Annotated in this window: 22 protein-coding genes; 13 read left to right on the top strand and 9 right to left on the bottom strand. The window is 57.8% G+C overall.

Annotation, left to right across the window (positions count from 1 at the left end; genetic code table 11):
• Positions 1-30 precede the first annotated feature (30 nt).
• On the bottom strand, positions 31-459 hold the full coding sequence (locus BXA07_RS14855; protein WP_083708265.1) for a YybH family protein: 429 nt from the start codon (positions 457-459) through the stop codon (positions 31-33).
• Between the two features lie 459 nt (positions 460-918).
• Here BXA07_RS14855 and BXA07_RS14860 point away from each other — a divergent pair, with 459 nt between their 5' ends.
• The 8 genes from BXA07_RS14860 to BXA07_RS14895 all read left to right on the top strand — a co-directional run bounded on the left by BXA07_RS14860 (position 919) and on the right by BXA07_RS14895 (position 8,716).
• Entirely contained in the window at positions 919-1,272 is a 354-nt protein-coding gene (locus BXA07_RS14860; RefSeq protein ID WP_076568666.1) for a hypothetical protein, read from the top strand.
• A 1-nt stretch (position 1,273) separates the two neighbouring features.
• Positions 1,274-2,659: a TolC family protein gene (locus tag BXA07_RS14865; protein WP_076568667.1), complete on the top strand. Its 1,386-nt coding sequence runs from the start codon at positions 1,274-1,276 to the stop codon at positions 2,657-2,659.
• Positions 2,656-4,047, top strand: coding sequence for a multicopper oxidase family protein (locus BXA07_RS14870; RefSeq protein ID WP_076568668.1), 1,392 nt, complete (start codon positions 2,656-2,658; stop codon positions 4,045-4,047). Before BXA07_RS14865 ends, BXA07_RS14870 begins: the two co-directional genes overlap by 4 nt.
• Before the next feature lie 23 nt (positions 4,048-4,070).
• Positions 4,071-4,400, top strand: a complete 330-nt coding sequence (locus BXA07_RS14875) for a copper-binding protein (RefSeq protein ID WP_076568669.1) — start codon at positions 4,071-4,073, stop codon at positions 4,398-4,400.
• A gap of 21 nt (positions 4,401-4,421) precedes the next feature.
• Positions 4,422-4,790 carry a copper resistance CopC family protein gene (locus BXA07_RS14880; protein ID WP_076568670.1) on the top strand — a complete coding sequence of 123 codons (369 nt, stop codon included), beginning with the start codon at positions 4,422-4,424 and terminating at the stop codon, positions 4,788-4,790.
• The gene (locus BXA07_RS14885; protein WP_076568671.1) at positions 4,791-5,690 is read left to right on the top strand and encodes a copper resistance D family protein; all 900 of its coding nucleotides are present in this window, start codon (positions 4,791-4,793) and stop codon (positions 5,688-5,690) included.
• 32 nt (positions 5,691-5,722) lie between these two features.
• The gene (locus BXA07_RS14890; protein WP_076568727.1) at positions 5,723-6,235 is read left to right on the top strand and encodes a cupredoxin domain-containing protein; all 513 of its coding nucleotides are present in this window, start codon (positions 5,723-5,725) and stop codon (positions 6,233-6,235) included.
• A 99-nt stretch (positions 6,236-6,334) separates the two neighbouring features.
• Entirely contained in the window at positions 6,335-8,716 is a 2,382-nt protein-coding gene (locus BXA07_RS14895) for a heavy metal translocating P-type ATPase (protein ID WP_083708266.1), read from the top strand.
• A gap of 127 nt (positions 8,717-8,843) precedes the next feature.
• Here the strand turns inward: BXA07_RS14895 and BXA07_RS14900 are convergent, their stop codons facing one another.
• The 6 genes from BXA07_RS14900 to BXA07_RS14920 all read right to left on the bottom strand — a co-directional run bounded on the left by BXA07_RS14900 (position 8,844) and on the right by BXA07_RS14920 (position 16,071).
• Positions 8,844-9,038, bottom strand: coding sequence for a hypothetical protein (locus BXA07_RS14900; RefSeq protein WP_139335584.1), 195 nt, complete (start codon positions 9,036-9,038; stop codon positions 8,844-8,846).
• Between the two features lie 283 nt (positions 9,039-9,321).
• Positions 9,322-9,579, bottom strand: coding sequence for a hypothetical protein (locus BXA07_RS14905; protein WP_076568674.1), 258 nt, complete (start codon positions 9,577-9,579; stop codon positions 9,322-9,324).
• A 57-nt stretch (positions 9,580-9,636) separates the two neighbouring features.
• Positions 9,637-9,996, bottom strand: coding sequence for a hypothetical protein (locus tag BXA07_RS30200; RefSeq protein WP_139335585.1), 360 nt, complete (start codon positions 9,994-9,996; stop codon positions 9,637-9,639).
• A gap of 5 nt (positions 9,997-10,001) precedes the next feature.
• Positions 10,002-13,157 (bottom strand): efflux RND transporter permease subunit, encoded by a 3,156-nt coding sequence (locus tag BXA07_RS14910; RefSeq protein WP_076568675.1) that lies wholly within the window; start codon positions 13,155-13,157, stop codon positions 10,002-10,004.
• Positions 13,154-14,725 (bottom strand): efflux RND transporter periplasmic adaptor subunit, encoded by a 1,572-nt coding sequence (locus BXA07_RS14915; protein ID WP_076568676.1) that lies wholly within the window; start codon positions 14,723-14,725, stop codon positions 13,154-13,156. The genes BXA07_RS14910 and BXA07_RS14915 overlap by 4 nt, the downstream gene beginning before the upstream one ends.
• Positions 14,722-16,071 (bottom strand): TolC family protein, encoded by a 1,350-nt coding sequence (locus BXA07_RS14920; protein WP_244556281.1) that lies wholly within the window; start codon positions 16,069-16,071, stop codon positions 14,722-14,724. Before BXA07_RS14920 ends, BXA07_RS14915 begins: the two co-directional genes overlap by 4 nt.
• Before the next feature lie 740 nt (positions 16,072-16,811).
• Between BXA07_RS14920 and BXA07_RS14930 the strand changes: the two genes are divergently transcribed.
• Complete coding sequence (locus tag BXA07_RS14930) at positions 16,812-19,784, top strand: Tn3 family transposase (protein ID WP_076568678.1); 2,973 nt, start codon at positions 16,812-16,814, stop codon at positions 19,782-19,784.
• Between the two features lie 5 nt (positions 19,785-19,789).
• Positions 19,790-21,169 (top strand): chitinase, encoded by a 1,380-nt coding sequence (locus BXA07_RS14935; protein ID WP_244556282.1) that lies wholly within the window; start codon positions 19,790-19,792, stop codon positions 21,167-21,169.
• Between the two features lie 36 nt (positions 21,170-21,205).
• Here BXA07_RS14935 and BXA07_RS14940 read toward each other — a convergent pair whose 3' ends face one another.
• Positions 21,206-21,790 (bottom strand): TetR/AcrR family transcriptional regulator, encoded by a 585-nt coding sequence (locus tag BXA07_RS14940; protein ID WP_076568679.1) that lies wholly within the window; start codon positions 21,788-21,790, stop codon positions 21,206-21,208.
• Between the two features lie 92 nt (positions 21,791-21,882).
• Between BXA07_RS14940 and BXA07_RS14945 the strand changes: the two genes are divergently transcribed.
• Positions 21,883-22,284 (top strand): nuclear transport factor 2 family protein, encoded by a 402-nt coding sequence (locus tag BXA07_RS14945; RefSeq protein WP_076568680.1) that lies wholly within the window; start codon positions 21,883-21,885, stop codon positions 22,282-22,284.
• Between the two features lie 147 nt (positions 22,285-22,431).
• Positions 22,432-22,854 (top strand): DUF2061 domain-containing protein, encoded by a 423-nt coding sequence (locus BXA07_RS14950; RefSeq protein ID WP_076568681.1) that lies wholly within the window; start codon positions 22,432-22,434, stop codon positions 22,852-22,854.
• Positions 22,855-22,863: 9 nt separating this feature from the next.
• On the opposite strand, the gene BXA07_RS14955 is transcribed toward BXA07_RS14950, so the two are convergent.
• The gene (locus BXA07_RS14955) at positions 22,864-24,300 is read right to left on the bottom strand and encodes an amidase (RefSeq protein ID WP_076568682.1); all 1,437 of its coding nucleotides are present in this window, start codon (positions 24,298-24,300) and stop codon (positions 22,864-22,866) included.
• Positions 24,301-24,401: 101 nt separating this feature from the next.
• On the opposite strand from BXA07_RS14955, the gene BXA07_RS14960 reads away from it, so the two are divergent.
• Positions 24,402-25,325 carry a LysR family transcriptional regulator gene (locus BXA07_RS14960; RefSeq protein WP_076568683.1) on the top strand — a complete coding sequence of 308 codons (924 nt, stop codon included), beginning with the start codon at positions 24,402-24,404 and terminating at the stop codon, positions 25,323-25,325.
• Positions 25,326-25,445: the final 120 nt, after the last annotated feature.

The following is a 25,445-nucleotide window of genomic DNA, read 5'->3' on the forward strand; positions in this document are numbered from 1 at the left end:
CGTCCGCCAGTGTACTGCTGGCTCATGAAGTTACTGAGATTTGCGGGACGACCAGTGCAGATGAAAGATGACCCATTGATCGCCCTGTTTTTCGAGCAAAGCTGTTTCTGTGCCGAGTAAGTGCACATTTTTGCCCTGGAATTGTCCTGTGGTCTCTGTTTCCTGCATCACGACGGCCAGGTTTCCGTCAATACGTTCGTTTTGTTTTAGGACTTTGCTTTTAGTGGCCTTAGCAAAGGCGGTATCGGCTGGCAGGTGATGGCCAGCGTATTCATCACGTGAACGTTCAACATGCCCAGATTCGTAAATTTTAATTTCCGGGCTAAGCAAAGTGCTCGCCTGCTCGGACTTGCCGCTGGCGAGTGCTTCGTGAAATGCAGCAACAGTTTCAGTTGGTGTGGCGGCGTATAAGGGAAGACTGAATATGGAAATAGCAAGAAGGGAAGTCAGTTGGCGCACGAGGTCTCCAGTGTTTTTGTTTATATGATGAATTGCAGTGGTGGAATTAAATCAGCGGGCGGTGATTGTGGCAAGGTGGAAGTGAAAATACTCTGGCAAACTGAAATTCGCTTGACCTTCCGTTCATTGGAAGGTGTAGCGTGAGGAAGCAATTTCATTTCGGGTGGTTCGGGAAATGTACAAGCAACTCGGTTGACCATCACAGGGAAGATACTGCAGATGAATTTCATGCTGACGCACATTGTAAGCAACCTGGCCCAGGTAAGGTGCAGGACAGCGTACGCCTTGCTTTACCTTTGGAGGCAACGCCATGGAGCTGACAATGGTCATTACTCGTTCCTCGCGCCCCTTGAGCTCCCTTCACACCACTTTCCCCGCCGCTTGCTGAAATCATGCACTGGCGTTCGCCTCATATCGTGCTGTATCCACCCAATTACCAGTCAATTTTGAAAGAGAATCATGCAACGCTTCCACTTATTGCTTCTGGCAACGGTTAGCTTCTCGCCGGTTGTCTATGCACAATCCGCTCAGCCCGCTAGCACCACTGCGGCGGTGACAGATGCCAATGCCACGGTGCCGCCGCTGAAATATGTCTCTGCTTTTGCTGATGTTAAGCCGATTGGGGAGCCCCAAACATCTCCAGATAGGGCCTGGATTCAGGCAAATCAAGAAGTCATCAGTGGCTCTCAGCATGGCACTCAGGGGGACATGTCGATGGAAATGGCGCCCGGTACAAAAGGCCAGGAAAACCCCAAGCCGCCTTCGGCGAGCGATCCGCACAAGGGCCATCAAATGAACATGAAAGGCAAATAGCATGAAGCGATTATCGTTGCCGACACCCAATCGGGTAGCCACTGTATTCGGCGTGGTATTTCTTGCAGGTTGTGCCAGCTTTTCACCGGATGGTGGCTTAAATGATGTCTCTCGGCTAACGCAAGAGCGGATTGGGCAAGTCAAGCCCTTCACGAAAGAGACTCTGAAAGACAGCCAGCAGTCCAATACACAGGTGCAGTCCTTGCTGTCCGCACCACTTACGCCTGAATCTGCTGTCCAGATTGCGCTGCTCAATAATGCAGCCCTGAAGGTCTCCTTCGCTGAATTGGGGGTCTCGGAGGCTGAGTTTGTACAAGCTGGACGGATGCGCAATCCAAGTTTTAGTTTTGGCCGCGTCAGCGGCGGTGGCGACGCTGAAATCGATCGCAGTGTGATGTTTGATATTGCGGGCCTGCTGACGCTGCCCACGCGTCGCCGCATTGAGCAAGGACGCTTTGAGCAAGCCAAGTTGCTAACAGCTGCTCAGGCTGTGCAGTTGGCGGCAGAAACCCGTCGGGCATATTTTATGGCCGTTGCGGCGGCCCAATCGGCCGCTTTCGCGGAGCAAGTGCGTGGTGCCGCCGAGGCATCATCGCAACTCGCCGACAGCATGACCAAGGTTGGAAACTGGAGCACACTTGATCAGGCCCGTGAGCGTGCGTTTTACCAAGATGCGTTGACACAATTAGCGAGGACCAGGCATGAAGCAACAGCCACGCGCGAACAGCTCATTCGCCTCCTGGGCCTGTGGGGAGAGCAGCAAAATTTCGTCCTGCCGGACCGATTGCCTCCTCTGCCGGAAAGGCCGCAGGAAATGAACAATGCGGAAGCACAGGCAATGTCGCAACGCCTCGATATGCTGTCGGCCCGCCGCGAAACCGAAGCGACGGCCGCGGCACTTGGCTTAACAAAGGCAACTGGCTTCATCAACGTTTTTGATGCCGGCTACGCCAATAAGAGTACGACAGGCTTGCCACGCGAGAACGGCTACCAGATTTCCCTTGAATTACCGATCTTCGATTGGGGTGGCGCCAAGGTCGCACGGGCGGAAGCGCTTTATATGCAGTCCGTCCATCGCACCACCGACACCGCCGTGCGGGCGCGCTCAGAGGTGCGTGAGGCCTACTCCGCATACCGCACTAGCTATGACATCGCCCGTCATTATCGCGACGATGTTGTGCCGCTGCGGAAAAAAATATCCGACGAGGTTCTGCTTCGCTACAACGGGATGCTTGCCAGCGTATTCGAATTGCTGGCGGACTCGCGCGAGCAACTGGTGAGCGTGAATACCGCCATCGAAACCCAGCGCGACTTTTGGATAGCGGAAACCAAACTTCAATCCGCCATCAACGGTGGAAGTACGAACGATACAAGGGCCATGCCATGATTTCACGTAGAGACTTTTTCAGAGGTGCCGGTGCTGTAGCGGTGAGTGCCGTTGCCGTTAGCAAGGCTGGTGCCGCGTCATTGCCTGAGGCGATGTTGATGGACAATGCCAAGACACACATTCCCCCGGGGCCCCCCACTGGACGGCCCTACAATCCGGTCGTGACCCTGAACGGCTGGTCATTGCCATGGCGCATGAAAAATGGCGTAAAGGAATTCCATCTGGTGGCCGAACCCGTGGTGCGTGAACTTGCACCAGGAATGAAAGCCAACCTGTGGGGCTATAACGGTCAATCCCCAGGTCCGACAATTGAAGTGGTCGAAGGTGACCGTGTGCGTATTTTCGTGACCAACAAGTTACCTGAGCACACCAGTGTTCATTGGCATGGCCAGCGACTGCCGAACGGCATGGATGGCGTCACGGGCCTCAATCAACCAGGTATCGCTCCTGGAAAGACTTTCGTCTACGAATTCGAGGCCAAACGGCCAGGTACGTTTATGTACCATCCCCACGCCGACGAGATGGCCCAAATGGCGATGGGGATGATGGGCTTCTGGGTGACCCATCCAAAGGATCCTTCGCTCCATGCGGTGGACCGCGATTTCGTCTTCCTGCTCAACGCGTACGACGTAGAGCCGGGAAGCTATACGCCGAAGATCAACACCATGCTGGACTTCAACCTGTGGACATTCAATAGCCGCGTCTTCCCCGGCATTGATTCATTGCCGGTGCGCCAAGGTGACAAGGTACGTATCCGTGTCGGTAACCTGACGATGACGAATCATCCTATTCACATTCATGGCCATGAATTTTTCGTTACTGGTACGGATGGCGGCTGGACTCCACCAGCGTCGCGCTGGCCTGAAGTCACCACCGATGTCGCCGTTGGACAAATGCGCGCCATCGAGTTCGTCGCTACCGACCTGGGTGACTGGGCACTTCACTGCCATAAATCCCACCATACCATGAATGCAATGGGCCACTCGGTACCGACAATGATTGGCGTCAACCATCGCGGGGTTGCAGAGAAAATTAACAAAATCGTTCCTGAATATATGGTGATGGGCGACAAGGGCGGCTCCATGGGAGGCATGGAAATGCCTTTGCCCGACAACACTTTACCGATGATGTCGGGCGAGGGTCCGTTCGGTGGGGTTGAGATGGGGGGCATGTTTACCGTCTTGAAGGTGCGCAAGGACCAGAAGCGCGGCGACTACTCCGATCCTGGCTGGTACAAGCATCCGGCCGGAACCGTAGCATACGAGTGGACGGGCGCCCTTCCTGAGCCAGAACGTGCAACTAACGCTGGGGGGCAGTCGATGCCAACGATGAATAAACCCAATATTGAAGTTACTGTTCGTAAACCGACCGGACATAGCGGTCACTAATTTTTTAACTGAAAGGAAACATCATGAAAAACCTGCACAAAGTTGTATTGGCAACCTTGATTGGCCTGTCTTCCGTGGCAACCACCTCCGTGGCGTTCGCCCAGCAGCTGAGCGCCTCCGCGACGCAAGACGCGATGAGCGAAGGGGAAATTAAGAAAGTGGATAAGGACGCCGGCAAGCTGACCATCAAGCATGGTGAGCTGAAGAACCTGGGCATGCCAGGGATGACCATGATGTTCAAAGTCAAAGAGCCGTCAATGCTCGACAAGGTCAAACAAGGGGACAAAGTACGTTTCGTCGTGGAAAAAGTTGGTGGCGCACTCACGGTCACCTCCATCGAGGCAGTAAAGTAAATTTAACAACGAAAGTAGAAGATGAAGACCCTGCGGAACATTATTCTTGCCACGTCCATATTGGCGGCAACGCTGGCTACCCCATTTGCATTGGCACATGCGAGCTTGAAGAGCTCCAATCCCGAGGCGGGTGCCTCCCTGGCAGTTGCACCGAAAGAGATTGCGCTGACCTTCAACGAGAAGGTGGAAGAAGCCTTTAGCACGATCGTTCTGGCCGATGGCGAAGGCAAAACCGTCGCTGCAAACAAGGCAAAGGTCGATGCCGCAAATCCAGCCATCTTACGCTTGGAAGTAGCAACATTGAACGCTGGCGCCTATACCGTGACCTGGGCGGTTGCCGGACACGACGGACATCGTCGCAAAGGCGACTTTAAGTTCACGGTGAAATAATTGGATGCAGTCTCGCTGTTGCAAGTCAGTTCAGCTTTACTTCTGAACCTCGGCTTTACCTGGCTCGTCGGATCATGGTTTGCACGTTACTGGATGCGTTCCAGTGGCGTTGATCATGATCATTTCGAGCCCGCGCTGCGCAAACTTGACTTGATGGCGGCGGCAATCAGCACGGTTGCCAGTGCATCAGCACTATTGAGCGCGACGGCGGTCATGGGAGGTGTCGGCCTGCGCGAAGCGTGCCCGATGTTCTGGATGATGGTGTCTACAACCGACTACGGACATGCAGGCTGCGCCATTATTGTGGCGATGCTTGTTCTCTTTTTTGTGCGATTAGCTGGCGGAGTCGGCCGCAGCAGCGATATTGCAGTCGTTCTACTTTTGGCTGTTTTTTCTGTAACAAGGGCGTCCATGGGGCATGCGGGAGAGGAAGGCTTCTGGACTATTCCGCTAGCGGTTGAAGCGATTCATTTTTTTGCCATCGGCCTATGGACTGGTGCGGTGATGGTTACCGGCTGGTTTGTTCTTCATGAGGCGCGGGTACGGAAATTTGATACGGGTAGCACAGATCAGTACCTCGAACTGATGTCCCAGGCAGCAATGCTTGCAGTAGTTGCCATTGCCGCCACTGGTATTTACAGCGCCTGGCACCGTGTGGGGAGCTCAGAGCATCTTGTTCATACCACCTATGGCATCACCTTGCTGGTCAAAGTTGCAATGGTCCTCCTGGCTATCGCCTTGGGCGGCTACAACAAATTTCTTGGACTGCCTGCCGCCTCCCGCTCCTTGCGCGGCGTCACTCTGGTGAGAGTCGTTTTACAAGTGGAAACCTTGCTACTGCTCGGTGCACTGTTTGCGGCGGCAATTCTTACCACTCAACAACCACCTACCGCGATGTAATGCCGCGACGGTTTTCTACAAGGGAGTACGATATGAAAAAGATGACCTTAAATGCAATTGCAGTAATGTTACTGGCCAGCTTGAGCACTTTCAGCAATGCTGCGGTACCGGATAGCAGCCCAGTAGCACATAGTGGCCACCAGCATGGCGCAAATGAGCAGAGCGCATCTCTTGTGGGCAAGGCGGGCGACCCGAAAAAAGTGACGCGTACCGTCACTGTCGATATGAACGACAGCATGCGCTTTAGCCCAGCGTCTATTGCCGTGAAACGGGGCGAGATCATTCGCTTTGTCGTCAACAATTCCGGCAAGATCAAGCATGAAATGGTCATTGGTTCTGAGAGCGAGTTAAAAGAACATGCCCAACAAATGGCAAAGTTTCCGGAGATGGAGCATGCGGAACCCAATCAAGTGACCGTGACGCCTGGAAAATCGGGAACCATCGTTTGGCAGTTCGACAAAGCCGGCAAAGTGGAGTTTGCTTGCTTACAACCCGGTCACTTTGAGGCCGGCATGAAGGGGCTGGTAGTAGTCTCCGCCAAGTAGATGACTTCGTTCGGCGGGAATGTTCAATTCCCGCCATTGTCACCATAGCTGGTTCCACCGTAGGCAAAGAAACAGGCGAATCTGCCCAAGGAGTGATTCATGAGTAGAACTGACGCCGAGCATCATGCGCACGAGCATCATCACGACACCCATAGCAAGACCGGGCCTGGCAATACGATGAAGACAGGGGAAGAAAAACCATTCATCGATCCTGTATGCGGCATGCGCGTTGGCGCAAATCCCGAGCAAGAAATCACCTACAAAAGTATGGTCTACCACTTCTGTAGCGGGAAATGCATGGCAAAGTTCAACGCAGCGCCAGATTCCTTCATCGATAGAGCGAATGCGGCGCCCAGCCCCGAGCACTCGCCACAGCAGGGAGCGGTCTACACCTGCCCCATGCACCCCGAGATACGCCAGCCTGCACCGGGAACTTGCCCCATTTGCGGCATGTCGCTCGAACCTGAAATGCCGACGCTAGATGAGGCGGAAAATCCGGAGTTAGTCGATTTTCGCCACCGTTTCTGGTGGACGCTGCCTATGACCCTGGTGGTGTTCCTGTTGGCGATGTTTGGACATGTGTTCCTTGAAATGGGGCTGCCAGGCCAGAACTGGATTGAATTTGCATTAAGCACACCTGTCGTACTGTGGGCCGGCTGGCCATTTTTCACGCGCTGGGCGCAATCGCTGGCACGCATGAGCCCGAATATGTGGACTTTGATTGGTTTTGGCGTAATGGCTGCTTATGGCTATAGTGTCGTCGCCACCATCGCACCGGGCCTCTTCCCACTTACCTTTGCTGCACATGGCCGCATAGGCGTCTATTTTGAAGCAGCGGCAGTCATTGTTTCGCTCACGCTTCTGGGACAGATACTTGAGCTGCGCGCACGTTCCCAAACTTCCGCCGCAATCAAATCCTTACTTGGTCTCGCTCCAAAGACGGCTCGACGCATTCAGGACGATGGCGTCGAGGATGACATCCCGCTCACGCACGTCCACGTTGGCGACAAACTCCGTGTCCGACCTGGTGAGAAGGTGCCAGTGGATGGCGTAGTGCTTGATGGCGAGAGCTCGCTCGATGAGTCAATGCTGACTGGCGAGCCCTTACCTGTGACAAAGCGTCCCGGAGACACGTTGATTGGCGCAACGATCAATACCAGTGGGAGCCTGATTATGCGTGCCGACAAAATCGGCAGCGACACGATGTTGTCTCAAATCGTACAAATGGTCGCGCTGGCGCAGCGCTCCCGCGCGCCTATGCAGCGACTCGCCGATAGTGTCGCAGGCTATTTCGTGATCGTGGTCGTGGCCATAGCGCTACTGACCTTCGTGTTATGGGGAATGTACGGCCCTGAACCGAGCTGGGTCTTTGGTTTTGTAAACGCCGTTGCAGTGCTGATCATTGCTTGCCCATGTGCATTGGGGTTAGCCACGCCGATGTCCATTATGGCTGCCACTGGCCGCGCCGCCACCCAGGGCGTGCTCTTTCGGGATGCTGCGGCAATAGAAGACCTCAAGAAGGTCGACACACTGATTGTCGACAAGACGGGCACCCTCACTGAGGGTAAGCCTTCCTTTAACAGCGTGGTCGCAGCGCCTGGATTCAAGGACGAAGACGTCCTGCAAATGGCGGCGAGCATAGACCAGGGCAGCGAACATCCTTTAGCGCACGCGATCGTCAACGAAGCTAACAGGCGAGCACTGGTGCTAACCAAATCTGACAGTTTTGAGTCCGCCAGCGGTATTGGCGTACGCGGCACGCTTGGCGGGGTACACATCGCACTGGGCAACACCGCGCTGATGGATGCTGACAAAGTCGATTGGCGGCCGCTTGCTGAGGTCGCTGAACGCCTGCGGACAGAAGGTGCTAGCGTCATGTATCTATCCTCTGACGGCGTTTTGGCTGGACTGATTGCGGTGTCGGATCCCATCAAGGCAACGACGCATGAGGCCATAGAGGGCTTGCGCGCTGACGGGCTGACCGTGATTATGGCTACTGGCGATGGTGTCACTACCGCACGGTCCGTGGCCGAAAGGCTAGGCATCGCGGAGTTTTACGGCGAGGTAAAACCACAGGACAAATTGGCCTTGGTAGAAAAACTGCAAAAGCAAGGCAAGGTGGTCGCGATGGCCGGTGATGGAATCAATGATGCCCCCGCACTGGCAAAGGCTAACGTTGGCATTGCCATGGGTACCGGAACAGACGTGGCCATCAATAGCGCTCACGTAGCACTAGTAAAAGGAGATCTGCGTGGGATTGCTCTTGCCCGGCGAATCTCAGTCGATACTGTGCGCAATATGTGGCAAAACCTGGGCTTCGCCTTTATCTACAATGCATTGGGAATTCCCCTGGCTGCCGGCGTGCTGTATCCATTTACTGGCCAATTGCTATCGCCGATGATCGCCGCGTTAGCGATGAGCCTGAGTTCCGTGTCTGTCATTACCAATGCACTTCGGTTACGCGGCACCGGCCGGCCTTAACCTTTGACTATACCTAACACCTTCTTGCCCGCGTTGTAACCCTTGCTATCAGCCATGTCGATCGATCCGTTTGGGGGGTAACCCATCGCGCAGCCCCCTCTACGACTCCGGTCCTTGCCGCGCGGCGCTAGCGCCGTCGCTGGGGCAGCGTTCGCACGAGACGAAGCAATGACCGTTCCAGCCGCGCATCATCTCCGTCGCGCTGCGCGAAGACCTCCAACGCACGCAACAAATGCTCAGCAATGGCAAGATCCTGCTCGCGGCATGCACGCTCGAAAACCGCCGATACTTCATCTTCGAGCGTACGCTTCATAGGGCTCATGTCGTCCTCCATCGCGCAGTCAGTACCTATCCTGCGCCCCAACCGGCCAATGCCGGAATGACAAATAAATAGGCGTTGAACATATATCTCCACGCTCTGTGGTCGCGAGCCAATGCGCACATAAAAACGGAAGTCGGAACCCGCCCATTGTGCCAGTGACTCCACTGCGGTAACGACATAATTCTTAATCGTACTTGGAAAATCGATGACAACCCGGACGGTGGCGACCGCTCCTGATGGCATATGCCATCAGGAGCGATCGCATCCAGACTTCAGAATCGCGTTACTTCTTCATCATTTCCTGACAATCCTTCATCATTTGATCCATTTTTTCGTGCATTTTCGGATCCATTTGATGATCCGTTTTTGGGGCCATCTGGTGATCCATTCCAGCTTGCGGGGCTTTATTGGCCTCTCGCATCATTTGCGCCTGTTTGGCCTTGCGCCCTTGTTCAATCAGTTGCCAGTCGGGACCGGCGAAGGCGGGAAATGCAGTGCTAAGAGTGCTGATACAGAGCAGCGTAAGTAGTAATTTTTTCATGATAATTCCTCAGTAAACCAGTTTGATGTACGTGTCTTCATCCTCGTCATCACGTGGCTAATTCAACCACCGACAATACAAAAACCGCAGTGCAACTACGGGAACTTCTGAAATGTCAGAAAAAAATCTCCCGCTATCCGTTTGCGAAACATAACGCATCGTGACTGGGGTAGCACCCGGATCCAGGTTGTCGCCGCTTGCTTTTTGCACGGCAAAAGGTGGACCGATACAGCACATGGCACAGGGCTGGCAATTCGTCATGGTCATTGGCTGCGCGATCGCTGCAGATGCGCGCAGGTCAATTTGTAGTGGAAGCGCCTGCACATGGCTGCGCCAGAGAAAGCCGAGCAACACAGCCGCGCACTTCACGAAAAACACGAAATGCTTAGTCGAGCGGTATGTGCCAAACAGTCTCATGACGGCTAAGCCTCCTCTGCCAATGCGGGGCTAGCTGCGCGAATCTGACGCCGACGTAGCAGCAGATAAACCGCAGGGACCACAAACATGGACAACAGCGGCGCGGTGATCATGCCGCCCACCATCGGCGCGGCGATGCGCTGCATGACCTCCGACCCGGTACCGGTGCCCAGCATAATCGGCACCAGGCCGGCGATAATGACCGCTACCGTCATCGCCTTGGGGCGCACGCGCAAGACCGCACCCTCACGAATTGCATCGAGCAAATCGGACTCACTAGCGTTACCGTTCGCCAAACGTTCGTCCCAGGCATGTTTCAAATAGAGCAGCATGATGACGCCGAATTCGGCCGAGACGCCCGCCAACGCAATGAAGCCAACGCCGCCGGCGACCGACAGGTGATAGTCAAGCAGCCACAACAGCCAGATGCCACCGGCCAGCGCGAACGGCAGCGTTGCCATGATCAAGGCCGCTTCATCGAAGCGCTTGAAGGTCAGATAAAGCAGCACGAAAATAATGAGCAAAGTCGCTGGCACGACGATTTTGAGTTTTTCGGTGGCACGCTCTAAATATTCGAACTGCCCCGACCATGCAATGGAGTAACCCGCCGGCAATTTGACTTCCTTGGTCACGACTTGCTGCATGTCGTGCACGGTCGAGCTCAAGTCACGATCGCGAATGTCGACATACACCCAGCCTGACAGTCGGGCATTCTCACTCTTGAGCATCGGCGGTCCGTCGTCAATGCGGATCGCAGCGACATCACCCAGCCGGATTTGCGCACCGCGCTCTGTCAGCACCGGCAACTGGCGCAGCTTCTCGACTGAGTCGCGCACCTCGCGTGGATAGCGCACATTGATCGGGAAACGCTGCAATCCTTCGACAGTTTCACCGATATTGTCTCCGCCGATCGCCGCCGACACCACGCTTTGCACGTCTGCAATATTCAAACCGTAGCGGGCAGCCGCGTCGCGATCGATGTTGACGTCGATGTACCGTCCGCCGTTCAGGCGCTCGGCCAGCGCTGAGGAAACACCCGGTACTTTTTTGACTGCGCGTTCTATTTCACCTGTAATGCGGTCGATTTCCTGCAAGCTAACGCCTGCGACCTTGACGCCGACCGGGCTTTTGATACCGGTGGCCAGCATATCGATCCGGTTGCGGATCGGCGGTACCCAGATGTTGGACAGCCCCGGCACCTTGACGATGCGGTCCAGTTCCTGCACCAGTTTGTCTGGCGTCATGCCGGCGCGCCACTGATCGCGCGGCTTGAACTGGATCATGGTTTCAAACATTTCCAGCGGGGCCGGATCAGTGGCGCTCTCGGCACGACCGGCTTTGCCGAAGACGCTTTGTACTTCGGGCAACGTCTTGATCAGCCGGTCGGTCTGCTGCAACAACTGCGCGACCTTGCCGGCCGACAGACCGGGCAACGCCGACGGCATGTATAGCACATCGCCTTCATCCAGAGGCGGCATGAATTCGCCGCCGAGGCGGCTCATGGGCCAGATCGTGATGGCCGCTACCAGCGCCGCCGCCAGCAAAGTCAGCTTCGGGAAACGCAGCACGACATCGAGCAAGGGGCGGTATAGCGTGATCAGGAAGCGATTGAGGGGATTCTTTTGTTCATCAGGAATCCGGCCGCGGATCAGATAGCCCATTAAAATGGGAATCAGTGTCACCGCCAAGCCAGCCGCCGCCGCCATCGCATACGTCTTGGTAAAGGCCAGCGGCGAAAACAGGCGCCCCTCCTGTGCTTCCAGGGTGAACACGGGAATGAACGAGAGAACGATGATCAAAAGCGAAAAGAACAGTGCTGGCCCGACCTCAGCCGCAGCGTCGCCAATGACACGCCAGTGCTCATTGCCCTTCAGCTGTTTACCCGGATGGGCGTGATTCCAGCCTTCAATATGCTTATGGGCATTCTCGATCATCACCACGGCGGCATCGACCATCGCACCGACGGCAATGGCGATACCGCCCAGCGACATGATATTGGCGTTGACTCCCTGATAATACATGACGATAAAAGCGATCAGGATACCAATCGGCAACGTGATGATGGCCACCAACGCCGAGCGCAAGTGAAACAGGAATAGCGCGCAAACCACAGCGACGACAATGAATTCCTCGATCAGCTTTTCTTTCAGGTTGCTCACGGCGCGCTTGATCAAGCTCGACCTATCGTAGGTCGGGACGATCTCGACGCCTGGCGGCAGGCTCGCTTTTAGCTTTTCCAGCTTGACCTTGACGGCATCGATGGTTTCCAGCGCATTTTTCCCGGAACGCATGATGATCACGCCGCCAGCAACTTCGCCCTCGCCATTCAATTCGGCAATTCCACGCCGCATTTCCGGCCCGATCTGGATGCGCGCGACATCGCTCAGCCGCACCGATACGCCAGCGTCAGTCGTCATCAAGGCAATCTTGCGGAAGTCGTCCAGCGACTTTAGATAACCAGAGGCCCGTACCATGTATTCTGCCTCGCCCAATTCCAGCACGGAACCGCCAGTTTCCTGATTGGCTTTCTGCACGGCATCAATGATTTTGCCGTGCGGGATGTTAAAGGCGCGCATCTTATCCGGATCGAGCACGATCTGGTACTGGCGCACCATGCCGCCTATGCTGGCCACTTCCGAGACGTTGGGCACCGCTTTCAACTCATACTTGAGAAACCAGTCCTGCAAGGCGCGCAATTGCGACAAATCGGTCTTGCCGCTACGGTCGACCAGCGCATATTCATAGACCCAGCCGACGCCAGTCGCATCTGGTCCAAGCGCGGTCTTTGCCTGCGGTGGCAGGCGTGACTGCACCTGGTTCAGATATTCCAGCACCCGTGATCGCGCCCAGTATGGATCGGTACCGTCTTCAAACAGAATGTAGACGAAGGAGTCACCGAAAAACGAGTATCCGCGCACCGTCTTGGCGCCCGGCACTGACAGCATGGTGGTGGTCAGTGGATACGTTACTTGGTTCTCGACGATTTGTGGCGCCTGCCCCGGATAGCTGGTGCGGATAATAACCTGCACGTCCGACAGGTCGGGAATCGCGTCGAGAGGCGTGCGCGCCAGTGACCATATGCCCCAGGCGGTAATGAAAACAGTCGCCAACAAGACCAAAAAACGGTTGCCGATAGACCAGCGAATCAGTTTTGCGATCATTTCGCAACTCCCGCGTGTGCCTTCATGCCATCCATGGGTTTGTTCTCGGTTTTAGGTACACCTGAGGTTGGCGCAATGGCCACGATCTCAAAGCTGCCATCTTCGCCTTGCTTGATGTCGAAGGCGACTCGGTCACCTATGCCGATATTGCGCGGCAACCCCTTGAAAGGTACTTTGAAGCCCATCGTCATCGCCCCCCACTGCAGCGACGTGATAGGGCCATGCGAGATGGTGATCTCATCCTTGCCGATCTGTTCGACCGTGCCTACCCCATGGTGGCGCGAGGGTACCTTGTCTGCCTCCGAGGATTGTGTATCACTCATGCGTGTCGTCGTTCCTTTCAAACTGGCCTCGGAATCGATCAGGAACTGCGCCGAGACGACCACTTTCTGGCCGGCGGACAGGCCCTTGCGGATTTCGGTGAGACCATTGCCTTCGCTGCCGAGCTCCACATCGACGGGCATAAACTTGCCGCCCTCCTGGGCAAGCATGACAACGCTGCGTGTACCAGTCTGGATTACTGCCTCCGATGGCACCAGCAAAACATCGGCGCGACTGTTTGACGCGAAGGTCAGTGTGGCAAACATGCCGGGCAACAGCTGAGCGCCGGGGTTAGACAGCTCCACACGGGCTTTCAGGGTTCGCGTCGCCACATTAACTTCCGGCAAAATGGCATTCACCTTGCCCTTGAAAATACTTCCGGGTAGCGCTTGCACACGCGCTTCGACGGCGTCACCGGGGCGAACCTTTGCCGCCACGCTCTCGGGCACTTCCGCGTTGACCCATACTGTCGCGTGCCCATTGATGCGAAACAGGGGCGCACCAGCGGAGACGGTCATTCCTTCGCGGGCGCCTAGCTCTGCGATCACACCACTGATGGGCGCTGAGACCGTCAGGCGAGGATGGACCTTTCCACTCGATTCGATGAGCCGGATTTGCCCCTCATTCATACCAACTAGTCGCATGCGCTGGCGGGCGGCATCGACCAGGGATGCTGTCTCATTGCCTTGCATACGACGGCTCGCCAGATAGTCTTCTTGTGCCGCGATCCAATCAGGAATATACAAATCAGCCAAGGGTTGCCCCTTTTTCACCGGATCGAGCAGGGCACGCGCATACAGTCGCTCTACAAATCCACCGCTGCGCGCCTGCACCAGTGCCACGTCACGCTCGTCATAGGTGACGTTACCGACGGCAACCAAGCCGGCGGACATCCTTCCGGATGTGACGAGCGCTGTGCGCACTCCCAGGTTTTGCTGGACCCGCGGGCTGATCGTGACATTACTGTCCTCACCATCTCCCCCAGCATAGACGGGTACCAGCGGCATATCCATGAACGGTGACTTGCCAGGTTTGTCAAACTTCTGGCCCGGTACCATGGGGTCATGCCAATATAATGGTTTCTTGTTGACAGCACTCCCGGCGACTGCTGCGTTGCCGGATGACGCCTTGACGTCACCTGTAGATACTGCCTCATGTGCTTGTCGTACACCAAACTGGTAACCGGCATAACCGACCGCTGCAAGGGATCCCGCAAGTACCAGGACGAGTAATTTCTTATTGTTCATTTGAATTCCTGCTGGCTATGTACTGCGGAAATCTGCGCGATTGCGGTGTCGGGAAAGAGGAAGCGAAGCTGTGCCCAAAACTGTGCTGTATTCATCTGCAGCTGCAGTAACTGAACGTGCATGTCAGCACTGTTACGCCTGGCAGCGAGCACCTCGGCCAATGAGGCTTTACCGCCACGATAGGAGGCCAGGACCGCCAGACTTCGCTCGTCGGCAAGTGGCAATAGCTGGAGCGCGTAGCGCTCGCTACGTTCTTGGCCACTCCTCCATTCGATGAGCAAGGCTCGGATGTTTGCGGCATCTTCTCGCAGCAGTTCGTCGCGTTCGCTCCTGGCCTGTTCGACCAAGGCGAGTTTGGAGCTTAGCTCGCGATCCTGCCGGTTCTTGCGATCCCACTGCAATGGCAGGGACAGGCCGATGGAGACCATGTTTGAATAGGCCGCACCGCGCTGCTGGAAGGCGAACTCGATACTCCAGTCCGGGCGTCGGTTCGCTTGCGCCAGATTGACGTCCGCCTGGGCGGCTTCTTCCTGCCGATTCAACACCATGACCTGCGGGCGGTGCACCAGTTCAGTGTCGAGAACAACCGGGTCCAGAGGGATGGTGCCCAGGTCGGGCATGCCAGCCTCGGCAAGCTCGCCGCTGCTGCCGGTCCAACGCGCCAGCATGTTTTTTGCCGTATTGAGGTCACGTTCCACCTGGCTGACTCGGTCCTCGATGGTTAGCAAGGCGGAACGCGCTGCCAGCACCTCGGCCTGGCTACCACGCCCACCCCGGTAGGCAGCAGCAGCAGCGTCTATTTCCTGGCGAGCAAAGGCCACTTGCTCTGTTAGTACAACTGATATTTTTCGTGTGTAGTAGACGTTGAGCCAGGAGATCGCCGTATCACGTTGAATCGTGGCGAGCATGGCATCTTTTTGCGCCTGCGCCTTGTCGGCTTCGCGCTCAAGGCGAGCTGAACGCCAGCGCAATTTATCGGAGCGTGTCAATTCCTGCGAAATGCCGATGCGCCGCATCGTCATAAAATCCCCGCTCAAGCTAAAGCGATCGGTGCCACTTAAGGGCACATTATCGATACCGACCTTGAGAGTGGGATCGGGGCGCTGCGCCACTGCTACCGCCATTTCGTGTGCGGCGACAGTTGCCTGGTCCTGCGCATGAAGTTGGCGCGAGCGGGCGACAGCCTGCTGCAGCGCCTCGGTGAAGGTGACTGGCTGGGGGGCCGCGCGCGCATCATGAACGAAGGCCAGCAGCGGAACAGTAAGGGCGAGAGTTAACGCCGTCTTCATGAATGGGTGAAGGCGGACGACGCGTGCATGCGTATGCACGGTGTACGGGATTGACATGGCAGCTCCAGAATGCGATGGGAAGCAACGCCTTGTCGAACCCGACAAGGCGATGGCGATCTAGGCAGTCTGGAGTGTTAAATACGGAAACAGCAATGGCGGATAGCGATAGGCGGTGCCGTTGGCCTCGCCAAGGTAATGAGCAAAGGAGGTTTGGCTGTATACACTACGGGAGTGTCATAAATAGCTAACGTCAGAAGCAGGACAACAGGTACGAAAGATGGGTGGTCGGCGACAGGCGTCTTGTCCAGCGACTGCCTGGACGCATCCCCCACAGCATAAATTTGACACAACGTCGACTGATCAGTGTCCATGCCGGCGCAGTCTGTCATCGCGGGCATCGCAGACACCCCAACGCCTGCGGATATAACGGAACTACCGACTCCCATCGGTACGCCAGGGCATAGGTATGAAGCGACCGCATGCTGCATGAACAGCATGCTAAGTATCGCGACAAGAGCCGTGAACAATCGCACTGTGCGGGAGGTCTTCATAAACTATCTATACGGATGATATTCGTAGCCTAGGTTGTATCAAACCAACTGTCAAGCTATTGCTATGCTGTCACTTGACCGTGAGCAAGTACGGATCCGAATGGCAGATATTATCACTATACGCATTACCATAATGGGAAGGTCAATCAAAGACATATGCTTTACGTTTAATTGCTTGACAAAAAACTTGCAATCGATGCACCATTTCCAGCAATTCCTTCGCTGGACCGGTGTCGACTGATTTCAATGACGAATATCCATGAAACGGCTTATCCACGCCTGAAACAAGAGTTCACTGAGCAGGAGCTCGGGGCGATCTACACGCCTTCGCGCGCACAAATTGACCATATCTTCACTCTGTATCGCCAAGCATCGCATCGTACTTTTTTGCTGATCCAACTTATGCTGTTGCAAAGGCTTGGTTATTTCGTCCCCTTGTCGAGCGTCCCGTCTATCGTGGTGCGGCATATCTGCGAACATAGCGGTCTGCGCGTTCCGGCAAAACGGGCGCTGGCGCAATATGATCAGTCCGGTAGCAAGACAACACACCAGCGCCGTCTGCGCGGGTACGTGGGGATCCGGGTGATGGACTCGTCCGATGAATACTGGCTGGAAGATCAGGCCCTGCAGGCTGCCCATACCAAGCAGGAGCTACCCGACATTATCAATGTCCTGATTGAAGAGTTGGTCCAGCGTCGCCTGGAACTGCCTGGATTCACCTACTTGTTCAGGCTGGCTCGCCAGTCCCGTACCAGCGTCAATGACGGCATCTATAAGGTGGTGGCTGGCCGATTGCCAACTTGCGTGGTCGAGCGTTTTGAACACATGCTCACTGCGGGTGAGAACCTGCGCATATGGGATAGCCTCAAACGCGAGCCGAAGCAGCCCAATGTGCGTGCGGTGACGGATTTCCTGGCCCACATTGACACCATGATCGCGCTGGCGCAGGATCTGCCCAATACCGAGGCCATCGCCGCAACCAAGCGTGAACAACTCGTTTTGGAGGCGCGTGCCCTGGATGTGGCGGAAATGCGGCGGATCAAGCCACTCAAGCGCCACACCCTCATCGTGCTGCTGATTCAAAGCCAGTTGCAAAAGGCAATGGACGATATCGCCGAAATCTTCATCAAGACCATCCGCAGCTTGCATAACGGTGCCGAGGAACGGTTGCGGCAATATCACCTGCAGCACGCCGAACAGATTGAGCGTTTGATCGGACAGTTCCGCGAAGTGCTGACCGTCCTGAGCGACGAGGGCAGCGACGAGGAGCGCGTCGCTAGGGTCGAGCAATCCCTCGACGGGGATCTGGGGGCATGGATCACTGAATGCGACGAGCACATGGCATATGCTGGCAATAACTATTATCCGTTCATGCTGGTCGGGTATGTTGGCAAGCGCAGCCTGCTCTTCAAGTGCCTCGAAGCGCTCAGCCTGAAATCCAGCTCCCAGGATCAGAGCCTGCTGGCGGCGATCGCCATCATCCAAAAGCATCGCTCCAGCCACAAGGAACAACTGCCAGCGGCAGAAGGTGCGCTACCTGAATTGGCACTGGACTGGATGTCCGATAAGTGGCGCAAGCTGGTTTTTGGCCGAGTCGCAGCCGATGCCCCAGCGAGCGTGCATCGCAAGTATTTCGAACTTGCCGTGATGACGCAAGTCATGGATGAACTCAAGTCGGGCGATCTGTACGTCGAGCATAGCGGCGACTACGATGATTATCGCAACCACCTGGTGGACTGGGAGCAATACGAGCGTGAAGTGAAAGCCTATGGTGAACTGGTAGGGCTGTCGGTGGAAGCTCCGGCGTTTGTCGCGCAATTGCGCGACAAACTCGGCAGTCTAGCGCGCGACGTTGACAGCCGATTCCCGCAAAATAGCCTTGCCGATATCGACGAGAGCGGCATTGTGATCCGTCGCATGGAGCGTCCGAAGCCGCCGCCCGAACTTGACGCCATCGAGCAGATGGTCACCAATGAAATGGATCCGGTGAGCATCCTTGATGTGTTGACCGAGACTGAAAAATGGTTGGACTTGCATAAACTCTTCGGTCCGTTGTCCGGCTTCGAGGCCAAAGTAGACGATCCGCGCAAGCGCTTTATCACTACGTTGTTTTGCTATGGTTGTAACTTGGGCGCCACGCAGACCGCACGCTCGATCAAGGGCCTGAGCCGCAAGCAGGTGGCCTGGCTCAATCTCAAGCATGTCACCGAGCAGCGCCTGGACAAGGCGATCGTCAAGGTGATCAATGCATACAACCGCTTCGCATTGCCACGTTATTGGGGATCGGGAAAGAGCGCGTCGGCCGACGGTACCAAATGGAACATTTACGAGGCTAACCTGCTTTCCGAATACCATATCCGCTACGGTGGATACGGCGGCATTGGCTACTACCATGTGTCCGACAAGTACATCGCGTTGTTCAGTCACTTTATTCCATGCGGCGTCTATGAGGCGGTTTACATCCTCGATGGGCTAATCAACAACCAGTCGGACATCCAGCCAGATACGCTGCACGGCGATACCCAGGCCCAAAGCACGCCTGTCTTTGGCCTGGCTTCGCTGCTGGGTATCGACCTGATGCCGCGCATCCGCAATATCAAAGATCTGGTGTTCTTCAAGGCGGACAAGGCCGACCAGTATGACAATATTGGTAGCCTGTTCCGTGGATCGATCGACTGGGAACTGATCGCGCGTCATATGAAGGACATGCTGCGCGTCGTTATTTCCATCAAAGCGGGCAAGATTGCGCCATCGACGATCCTGCGCCGCCTAGGGACCGCTAGCCGCAAGAACAAGCTCTACTACGCGTTCCGCGAGCTCGGTAGGGTACATCGGACAATGTTCCTGCTCAAGTACATCAACGACGCAGAATTGCGTCGTACCATCCATGCAGCAACCAACAAGAGCGAGGAATTCAACGGCTTCATCAAATGGTTGTTTTTTGGGGGCGAAGGCATCATTGCCGAAAACGTTCGGCACGAACAGCGCAAGGTTATCAAGTACAACCAGCTCGTTGCGAACATGGTCATCCTGCACAATGTCCATGAGATGACGCGGCTCCTCAAGACAATACAGGCAAAGGGATATGTGCTAACGGAGGAGGTGCTTCGCGGCTTAGCGCCATATCGGAAAGGGCACATCAACCGATTCGGCGAATATATGCTGGACCTTGAACGCGAGGTAGCCCCGATGAATTATAAAGTCGAATTTACCAAATAAATCAATTGGTTAGGTCGTTTTTTGCGAAAAAAACTGCAATCCCGGCCGGCCCTCTCTTCGGCGGCACGCTGGCCGCCTGCGGCGGCAGCGACGGCGCCGGTGCAGGCGCAAGCCGGCTGCTGGCCGCCTCGACGGAAGCGGTCGCCTGCTATACGCCATGGAACAGCGCCACGGCCTACAACGGCGGCGGCAAGGCCAGCTACAACAACGTCAATTACACGGCCAACTGGTGGACGCAAGGCAATAACCCGTCGACCAGCAGCGGCGGCGCCGGCAGCGGCCAGCCATGGACGGCAGTGGGAGACTGCGGCACGCCGACACCGACTCCTACCCCAACCCCGACACCAACGCCAACACCCACCCCGACACCGACACCAACGCCAACACCCACCCCGACACCCACCCCGACACCAACGCCAACACCGACGCCGACACCCACCGGCCTGGCGAAACACGCGCTGATCGGCTACTGGCACAACTTCACCAACCCCAGCGGCGCCACGTATCCGATCAGCCAGGTCAGCGACGACTGGGACGTGATCGTCGTCTCGTTCGGCGACAACGCGGGCGGCGGCAATGTCAGCCTGACCATCGATCCGGGCGCGGGCACGGAAGCGCAATTCATCGCCGACGTGGCCGCCAAGCGGGCGAAAGGCAAGAAAGTCATCCTGTCGCTGGGCGGGCAAAACGGTTCCGTTTCCGTCGGCAGCACGGCCGAAGCGACGAATTTCACCAACAGCCTGTACGCCATCATCACCAAATACGGTTTCGACGGCATCGACCTGGACCTGGAAAACGGCGTGGCGCAAGGCGCGGCCATCCAGACCTATCTGCCGATCGCCGTGAAAAACCTGAAAGCCAAGGTCGGCAGCAGCTTTTACCTGTCGATGGCGCCGGAATGGGTGTACGTGGAAGGGGGCTACACGAGCTACGGCAGCATCTGGGGCGCCTACATTCCCATCATCAACGCCTTGCGCAGCGAGCTGACGGTGCTGCACCCGCAGTACTACAACAATGGCGACATCTACACGCCGTACGCCACGGGCGCCATCAAGGCCGGTTCGGCCGACCAGCTGGTGGCCACGGCGCGCATGCTGATCGAAGGCTTTAATTATGGCGGCAACACCTTCGCCGGCCTGCGTCCGGACCAGGTGGGCTTCGGCGTGCCGTCGGGCCGCAGCTCGGCCGGCTCGGGCTTCACGACGAACGCCGACGTCAGCAACGCCCTCAATTGCCTGACGCGCATGCTCAATTGCGGCACCATCAAGCCGCTGCAGGCGTATCCGGACTTCCGCGGCGTGATGACGTGGTCGATCAACTGGGACCGCTACGATGGCTATAACTTCTCCGTGCCGACGAAGACCGTGCTGAAAACCTTGCCGTAAGGGGCATTGCCCGACTGCGCATGCGGGCTTGGCCGCTCACATGCGCAGCAGCGCCGCACCCAGCACGCGCATCTGCAGCGCGATGCCCAGGCGCAGCGCCTCCCCTCCCCCGTGCGCGTGCTTGATGCCATCGATGGCGGCCACCAGCAAGGCGGCCACTTGCGCCGCAGTCGCGTCCACCCGGCGCAGCGCGATATCGCCCGCCGCTTCGGCCTGTTCCAGCGCACCGGCCAGCGACGCCGCCAAGGTCGCCCGCGCCGTCAAGGTGACGTCGGCCGCCAGGGTCATGTTAGCGTCGAACAACTCCTGCCCATGGGCGCTCGCCGCAATTTCCGCCATCAAGCCTTGCTGGAACGCCAGCAGCGCCGTTTCGATGCGCGTGAACACGGGGCCGGATTCGGCCAGTGCGGCCGCCACTTGCGCCATGACGGTGGCATGGGCACGTGCGGAGCCGGCGCGGAACACGTCTTCCTTATTCTTGAAGTGCAAATACAGCGCCGCGCGCGACATGCCGGCCGCCTGCGCGATGTCGAGCATGGACGTCTTGCGGTAGCCGTAGCGGCAAAACACGGCCAGGGCCGCATCGAGGATCTGCTGGCTTTTAGGGGTATCGATCATCATGCAGGCATGTTGACACTATGGTCATATAGTGTCAACATGACTTTTTGACAAAAACCGTCAAAGTGTCAATCACCTACCCGAACAGGACTGCCATGCACGATTTCAATGCCGCACTGACTGAAGAACAGCAGATGGATCTGCTGCGCCACACGGAGCGCAGCCGCGTGCGCGCCCTCGTGGCCGCCGATACGCAGGCGGCGCGCGCCCTGCATGCCGATGACTTCCAGCTGATCACGCCCATCGGCAGCATGCTGTCGCGGGAACACTACCTGGGCGCCATCGCCTCCGGCCACATGCGCTATCTGAGCTGGGAGCCGGAAGCGATCAGCGTGCGCCTGTACGGCACGGCCGCCGTTCTGCGTTACCAGGCGCAGCTGGAAATCGTCTTCGCTGGCCACGCCGTGCCGCGCGCCCGCTACTGGCATATGGACAGCTATGAGTGGCGCGATGGACGCTGGCAAGCCGTCTGGTCGCAGGCGACGGCGGTTGCCTGAACTGGCGCTCGCATCATTGCGAATGGATGTCTTTCCTATGATAGTTTTAAACTATGAATTCGGTTGAAATATTTCACTTCCTTTTGTAAATGAGAATCGTTACTATCTAACTCAAGGATAAGCGAATTCAACGGAAAGGAGCGTCCCTTGTTCACAGCCATCAAAACATTCAGCCAGGTGTGCACGCACATGTCGATCGCCTTCGGCCTCGCCTATTTGCTGACGGGTTCGCTGGCACTCGGTGGCCTGGCCGCCATCATCGAACCGATCATCAATGTCGCCCTGCTGCCCTGGCATGAAAAAGCCTGGCACGCGATCCGCCGCCGCCATGCGGCCAGCCGGCTGGGCCTGGCCGCCCTGGCCGGCGAAAAACTGAGCCAGACGGCCCTGCACATGGGCGTGGCCTTCGGCGTCATGTACTGGGCCACGGGTTCCATGGCCTTCGGCGGCTTGCTGGCCGTGGTCGAGCCGATCTGCAACGTGATCGTGCTGCCCTTCCACGACCGCTTGTGGGAAAAAGTCCGCTTTCGCCTGGAAAACCGGGGTGCTGCGCGGCTCGCGGCGCTGTAATCGCCCTTCTTAATTACCCGCCCACACGGGCGGCCGCCTTGGCCCCCACGGCGCCGCCCGCTCCAGCTGGCCCGCCAGGCGCAGCAAGGTTCCATCGTTTCCATATCCGGCCATGAACTGCATGCCGATCGGCAAGCCATCATTGGACATGGTCAGCGGCACGGACATGGCCGGCAAGCCCGCCACATTGGCCAGCGGCGTGTACGGCGAATGCTCGAACAGGCGCGCCGTCCAGCCCAGCCCGTCGAGCTGTTCCTCCTTTTCTCCATAGCGTCCCAGCGGCCACGGCACATCCGGCAGGGTGGGCGTCAGCACGACGTCATACTGGCCGAACAGGGCGCCGGCCTGGCGCGTGACGGTATTGCGCACGTCGAGCGCGGCGACGACATCGACGGCCGACACCGTCTGCCCATACCGGTAGCAGGCCAAAGTGGCTGGTTCCAGCGTATCGAGCGACGCGGTGCGCCCGCTTTCCTGCGCCAGGCCGTCTATCCACGGCACCAGGTTGGCGCACCAGATACCGGCATTGGCGTGCACGAAGGCTGGCCACGACACGCCCAGCGCAGGCGGCACCTCTTCCACGTGGTGGCCCAGGCTTTCCAGCAGGCGCACGGTGTCTTGCAGCGCGGCATCGACGGCAGGCACGGGACGGGCGCCATTGCAGGCCGCGCGCTGCACGCCGATGCGCAGCTTGCCCGGCGCCACGCTTACCTGCGACAGCCAGCTGTGGCCGGGCGCAGAGGTCACATAGGGTTCGCCCGGCATGATTGCCTGCACGCAGTCGAGCAAGGCGGCGCTGTCGCGCACGGTGCGGCTCACGCCCAGCTGCACGCCCAGGCCGCTGAAGATTTCGTCCATGGCGGGGCCGTTCGATACGCGTCCCCGGCTGGGCTTGAAGCCGAACAGGCCCGTCGAGGCGGCCGGCACGCGGATGGAACCGGCCGCGTCCGTCGCATGGGCCAGCGGCACGATGCCGGCCGCCACGGCCGCCGCCGCGCCGCCGCTGGAGCCGCCCGCGCTCAGGCTGACGTTCCACGGGTTGCGCGTGGCGCCATATAAAACGGGTTCCGTGGTGGTGGCAAAGGCCATTTCCGGCGTGCTTGTGCGGCCGAAGGTCGCCAATCCCGCCTTGCGGAACTGCGTCATCAGGTGGGAGTCCAGCGCGGCGACATGGCCGGCGCCCAGGCGGCTGCCCGCTTCGCTGCGCCGGCCCGCCATGGTGACGGCCACATCCTTGATCAGGAATGGCACGCCGGCGAACGGCGCCGCGTGGTCGATGGCAGTCAGATCGGCCGGCCACAGCTCGACGACGGCATTGATCTGCGGGTTGACGGCGGCGCAGGCGCGCTGGGCCGCGTCGTGCAATTCGGCGGCGGACACGGCGCCCTGGCGCAGCAGCTGGGCCAGTCCGAGTCCATCAAAGCTTGTATATTCATGGAGTTGCATCAGTTAGTTCCTGTAAAAGGTGAAGAATAGAAGTCACAGGAACCACTGTAGGGCTTGCGCTATCATAGTGGAAATGAATAGTTGATATACAAGGTATAGCCATGGACAATTTGCGCAAGCTGGATTTGAACCTGCTGCTGACCCTGAACGCGCTGCTGATCGAGCGCAACGTCACGCGGGCGGCCGCGCGGCTGCACCTGAGCCAGCCGTCCGTCAGCGTGCAGCTGGGCAAGTTGCGCGCCGCCTTCGACGATCCGCTGCTCTTGCCCGGTCCGCGCGGCATGCTGCCCACGGCGCGGGCGCTGGCCCTGCTGGCGCCCTTGCAAGCCGTGCTGGCCCAGCTGGAACAGGTCTTGCAGCCGGAAGCGGCCTTCGATCCGGCCACGGCCCAGGTGCGCTGGAATCTGGCGGCCGCCGACGCCGCCGAATATGCGATTTTGCTGCCCATGCTGCCCGGCCTGCGCGCGCAGGCGCCCCTGTCGCGCATGGCCGTGTTCGAAGCCGTGCCGGCGCGCATGGCGCAGGACCTGGAAAACGGCCAGGTCGACCTGGGTTTCCTGGCGCAGGAAGAAGCGCCGCCCGGCTTGCGCCACCGCACCTTGTTTACGGAGCACTACGTGCTGGCGGGCCGCCACGGCCATCCGCTGCTGCAATCGCCGCCCGGCCTCGACCGGTTCTGCGCGCTGGAATTCATCGTCGTCTCGCCCAACGGCGGCGGCTTCCGCAGCAAGGTCGATACGGCGCTGGAACAGCTGGGGCGCACGCGCCAGGTGGTGCTGTCCGTGCCGCATTTCCTGATCGTCCCGCCCTTGCTGGAAGCGTCCGACATGGTGGCCCTGCTGCCGTCGCGCCTGCTGAAGAATGCGCTGGGCGCGCTGCGCACGTGGGAGCCGCCCGTCGCCCTGCCCGATTACGAGATGGCCATGGTCTGGCACGAGCGCATGCACCTGGACTCGGCGCACCGCTGGCTGCGCGAGCGCATCCTGGCCAGCTTGCAGGCGCCCCTACACGATTTTCCGCTATAAAACACTAGGGAAGATTACCTAGTTGTTCGAAAGAAATTCCCAATGTTCGCCGTGGTGAGGACTGCGTAAGCTGGCGCGGAATAATAAAGGGTCACCATGAACGCCATTTCCATCCCCCAC

It is taken from the genome of Janthinobacterium sp. TND4EL3, from assembly GCF_900156175.1.
Taxonomy (GTDB): Bacteria; Pseudomonadota; Gammaproteobacteria; order Burkholderiales; family Burkholderiaceae_D; genus Janthinobacterium.

Bases quoted from the DNA above. Each gene is read 5' to 3' on its own strand.
- BXA07_RS14860 (WP_076568666.1), top strand. From the start codon at position 919: ATGCAACGCTTCCACTTATTGCTTCTGGCAACGGTTAGCTTCTCGCCG.
- BXA07_RS14865 (WP_076568667.1), top strand. From the start codon at position 1,274: ATGAAGCGATTATCGTTGCCGACACCCAATCGGGTAGCCACTGTATTC.
- BXA07_RS14870 (WP_076568668.1), top strand. From the start codon at position 2,656: ATGATTTCACGTAGAGACTTTTTCAGAGGTGCCGGTGCTGTAGCGGTG.
- BXA07_RS14875 (WP_076568669.1), top strand. From the start codon at position 4,071: ATGAAAAACCTGCACAAAGTTGTATTGGCAACCTTGATTGGCCTGTCT.
- BXA07_RS14880 (WP_076568670.1), top strand. From the start codon at position 4,422: ATGAAGACCCTGCGGAACATTATTCTTGCCACGTCCATATTGGCGGCA.
- BXA07_RS14890 (WP_076568727.1), top strand. From the start codon at position 5,723: ATGAAAAAGATGACCTTAAATGCAATTGCAGTAATGTTACTGGCCAGC.
- BXA07_RS14895 (WP_083708266.1), top strand. From the start codon at position 6,335: ATGAGTAGAACTGACGCCGAGCATCATGCGCACGAGCATCATCACGAC.
- BXA07_RS14900 (WP_139335584.1), bottom strand. From the start codon at position 9,038: ATGAGCCCTATGAAGCGTACGCTCGAAGATGAAGTATCGGCGGTTTTC.
- BXA07_RS14905 (WP_076568674.1), bottom strand. From the start codon at position 9,579: ATGAAAAAATTACTACTTACGCTGCTCTGTATCAGCACTCTTAGCACT.
- BXA07_RS30200 (WP_139335585.1), bottom strand. From the start codon at position 9,996: ATGAGACTGTTTGGCACATACCGCTCGACTAAGCATTTCGTGTTTTTC.
- BXA07_RS14910 (WP_076568675.1), bottom strand. From the start codon at position 13,157: ATGATCGCAAAACTGATTCGCTGGTCTATCGGCAACCGTTTTTTGGTC.
- BXA07_RS14915 (WP_076568676.1), bottom strand. From the start codon at position 14,725: ATGAACAATAAGAAATTACTCGTCCTGGTACTTGCGGGATCCCTTGCA.
- BXA07_RS14920 (WP_244556281.1), bottom strand. From the start codon at position 16,071: ATGTCAATCCCGTACACCGTGCATACGCATGCACGCGTCGTCCGCCTT.
- BXA07_RS14930 (WP_076568678.1), top strand. From the start codon at position 16,812: ATGACGAATATCCATGAAACGGCTTATCCACGCCTGAAACAAGAGTTC.
- BXA07_RS14940 (WP_076568679.1), bottom strand. From the start codon at position 21,790: ATGATGATCGATACCCCTAAAAGCCAGCAGATCCTCGATGCGGCCCTG.
- BXA07_RS14945 (WP_076568680.1), top strand. From the start codon at position 21,883: ATGCACGATTTCAATGCCGCACTGACTGAAGAACAGCAGATGGATCTG.
- BXA07_RS14955 (WP_076568682.1), bottom strand. From the start codon at position 24,300: ATGCAACTCCATGAATATACAAGCTTTGATGGACTCGGACTGGCCCAG.
- BXA07_RS14960 (WP_076568683.1), top strand. From the start codon at position 24,402: ATGGACAATTTGCGCAAGCTGGATTTGAACCTGCTGCTGACCCTGAAC.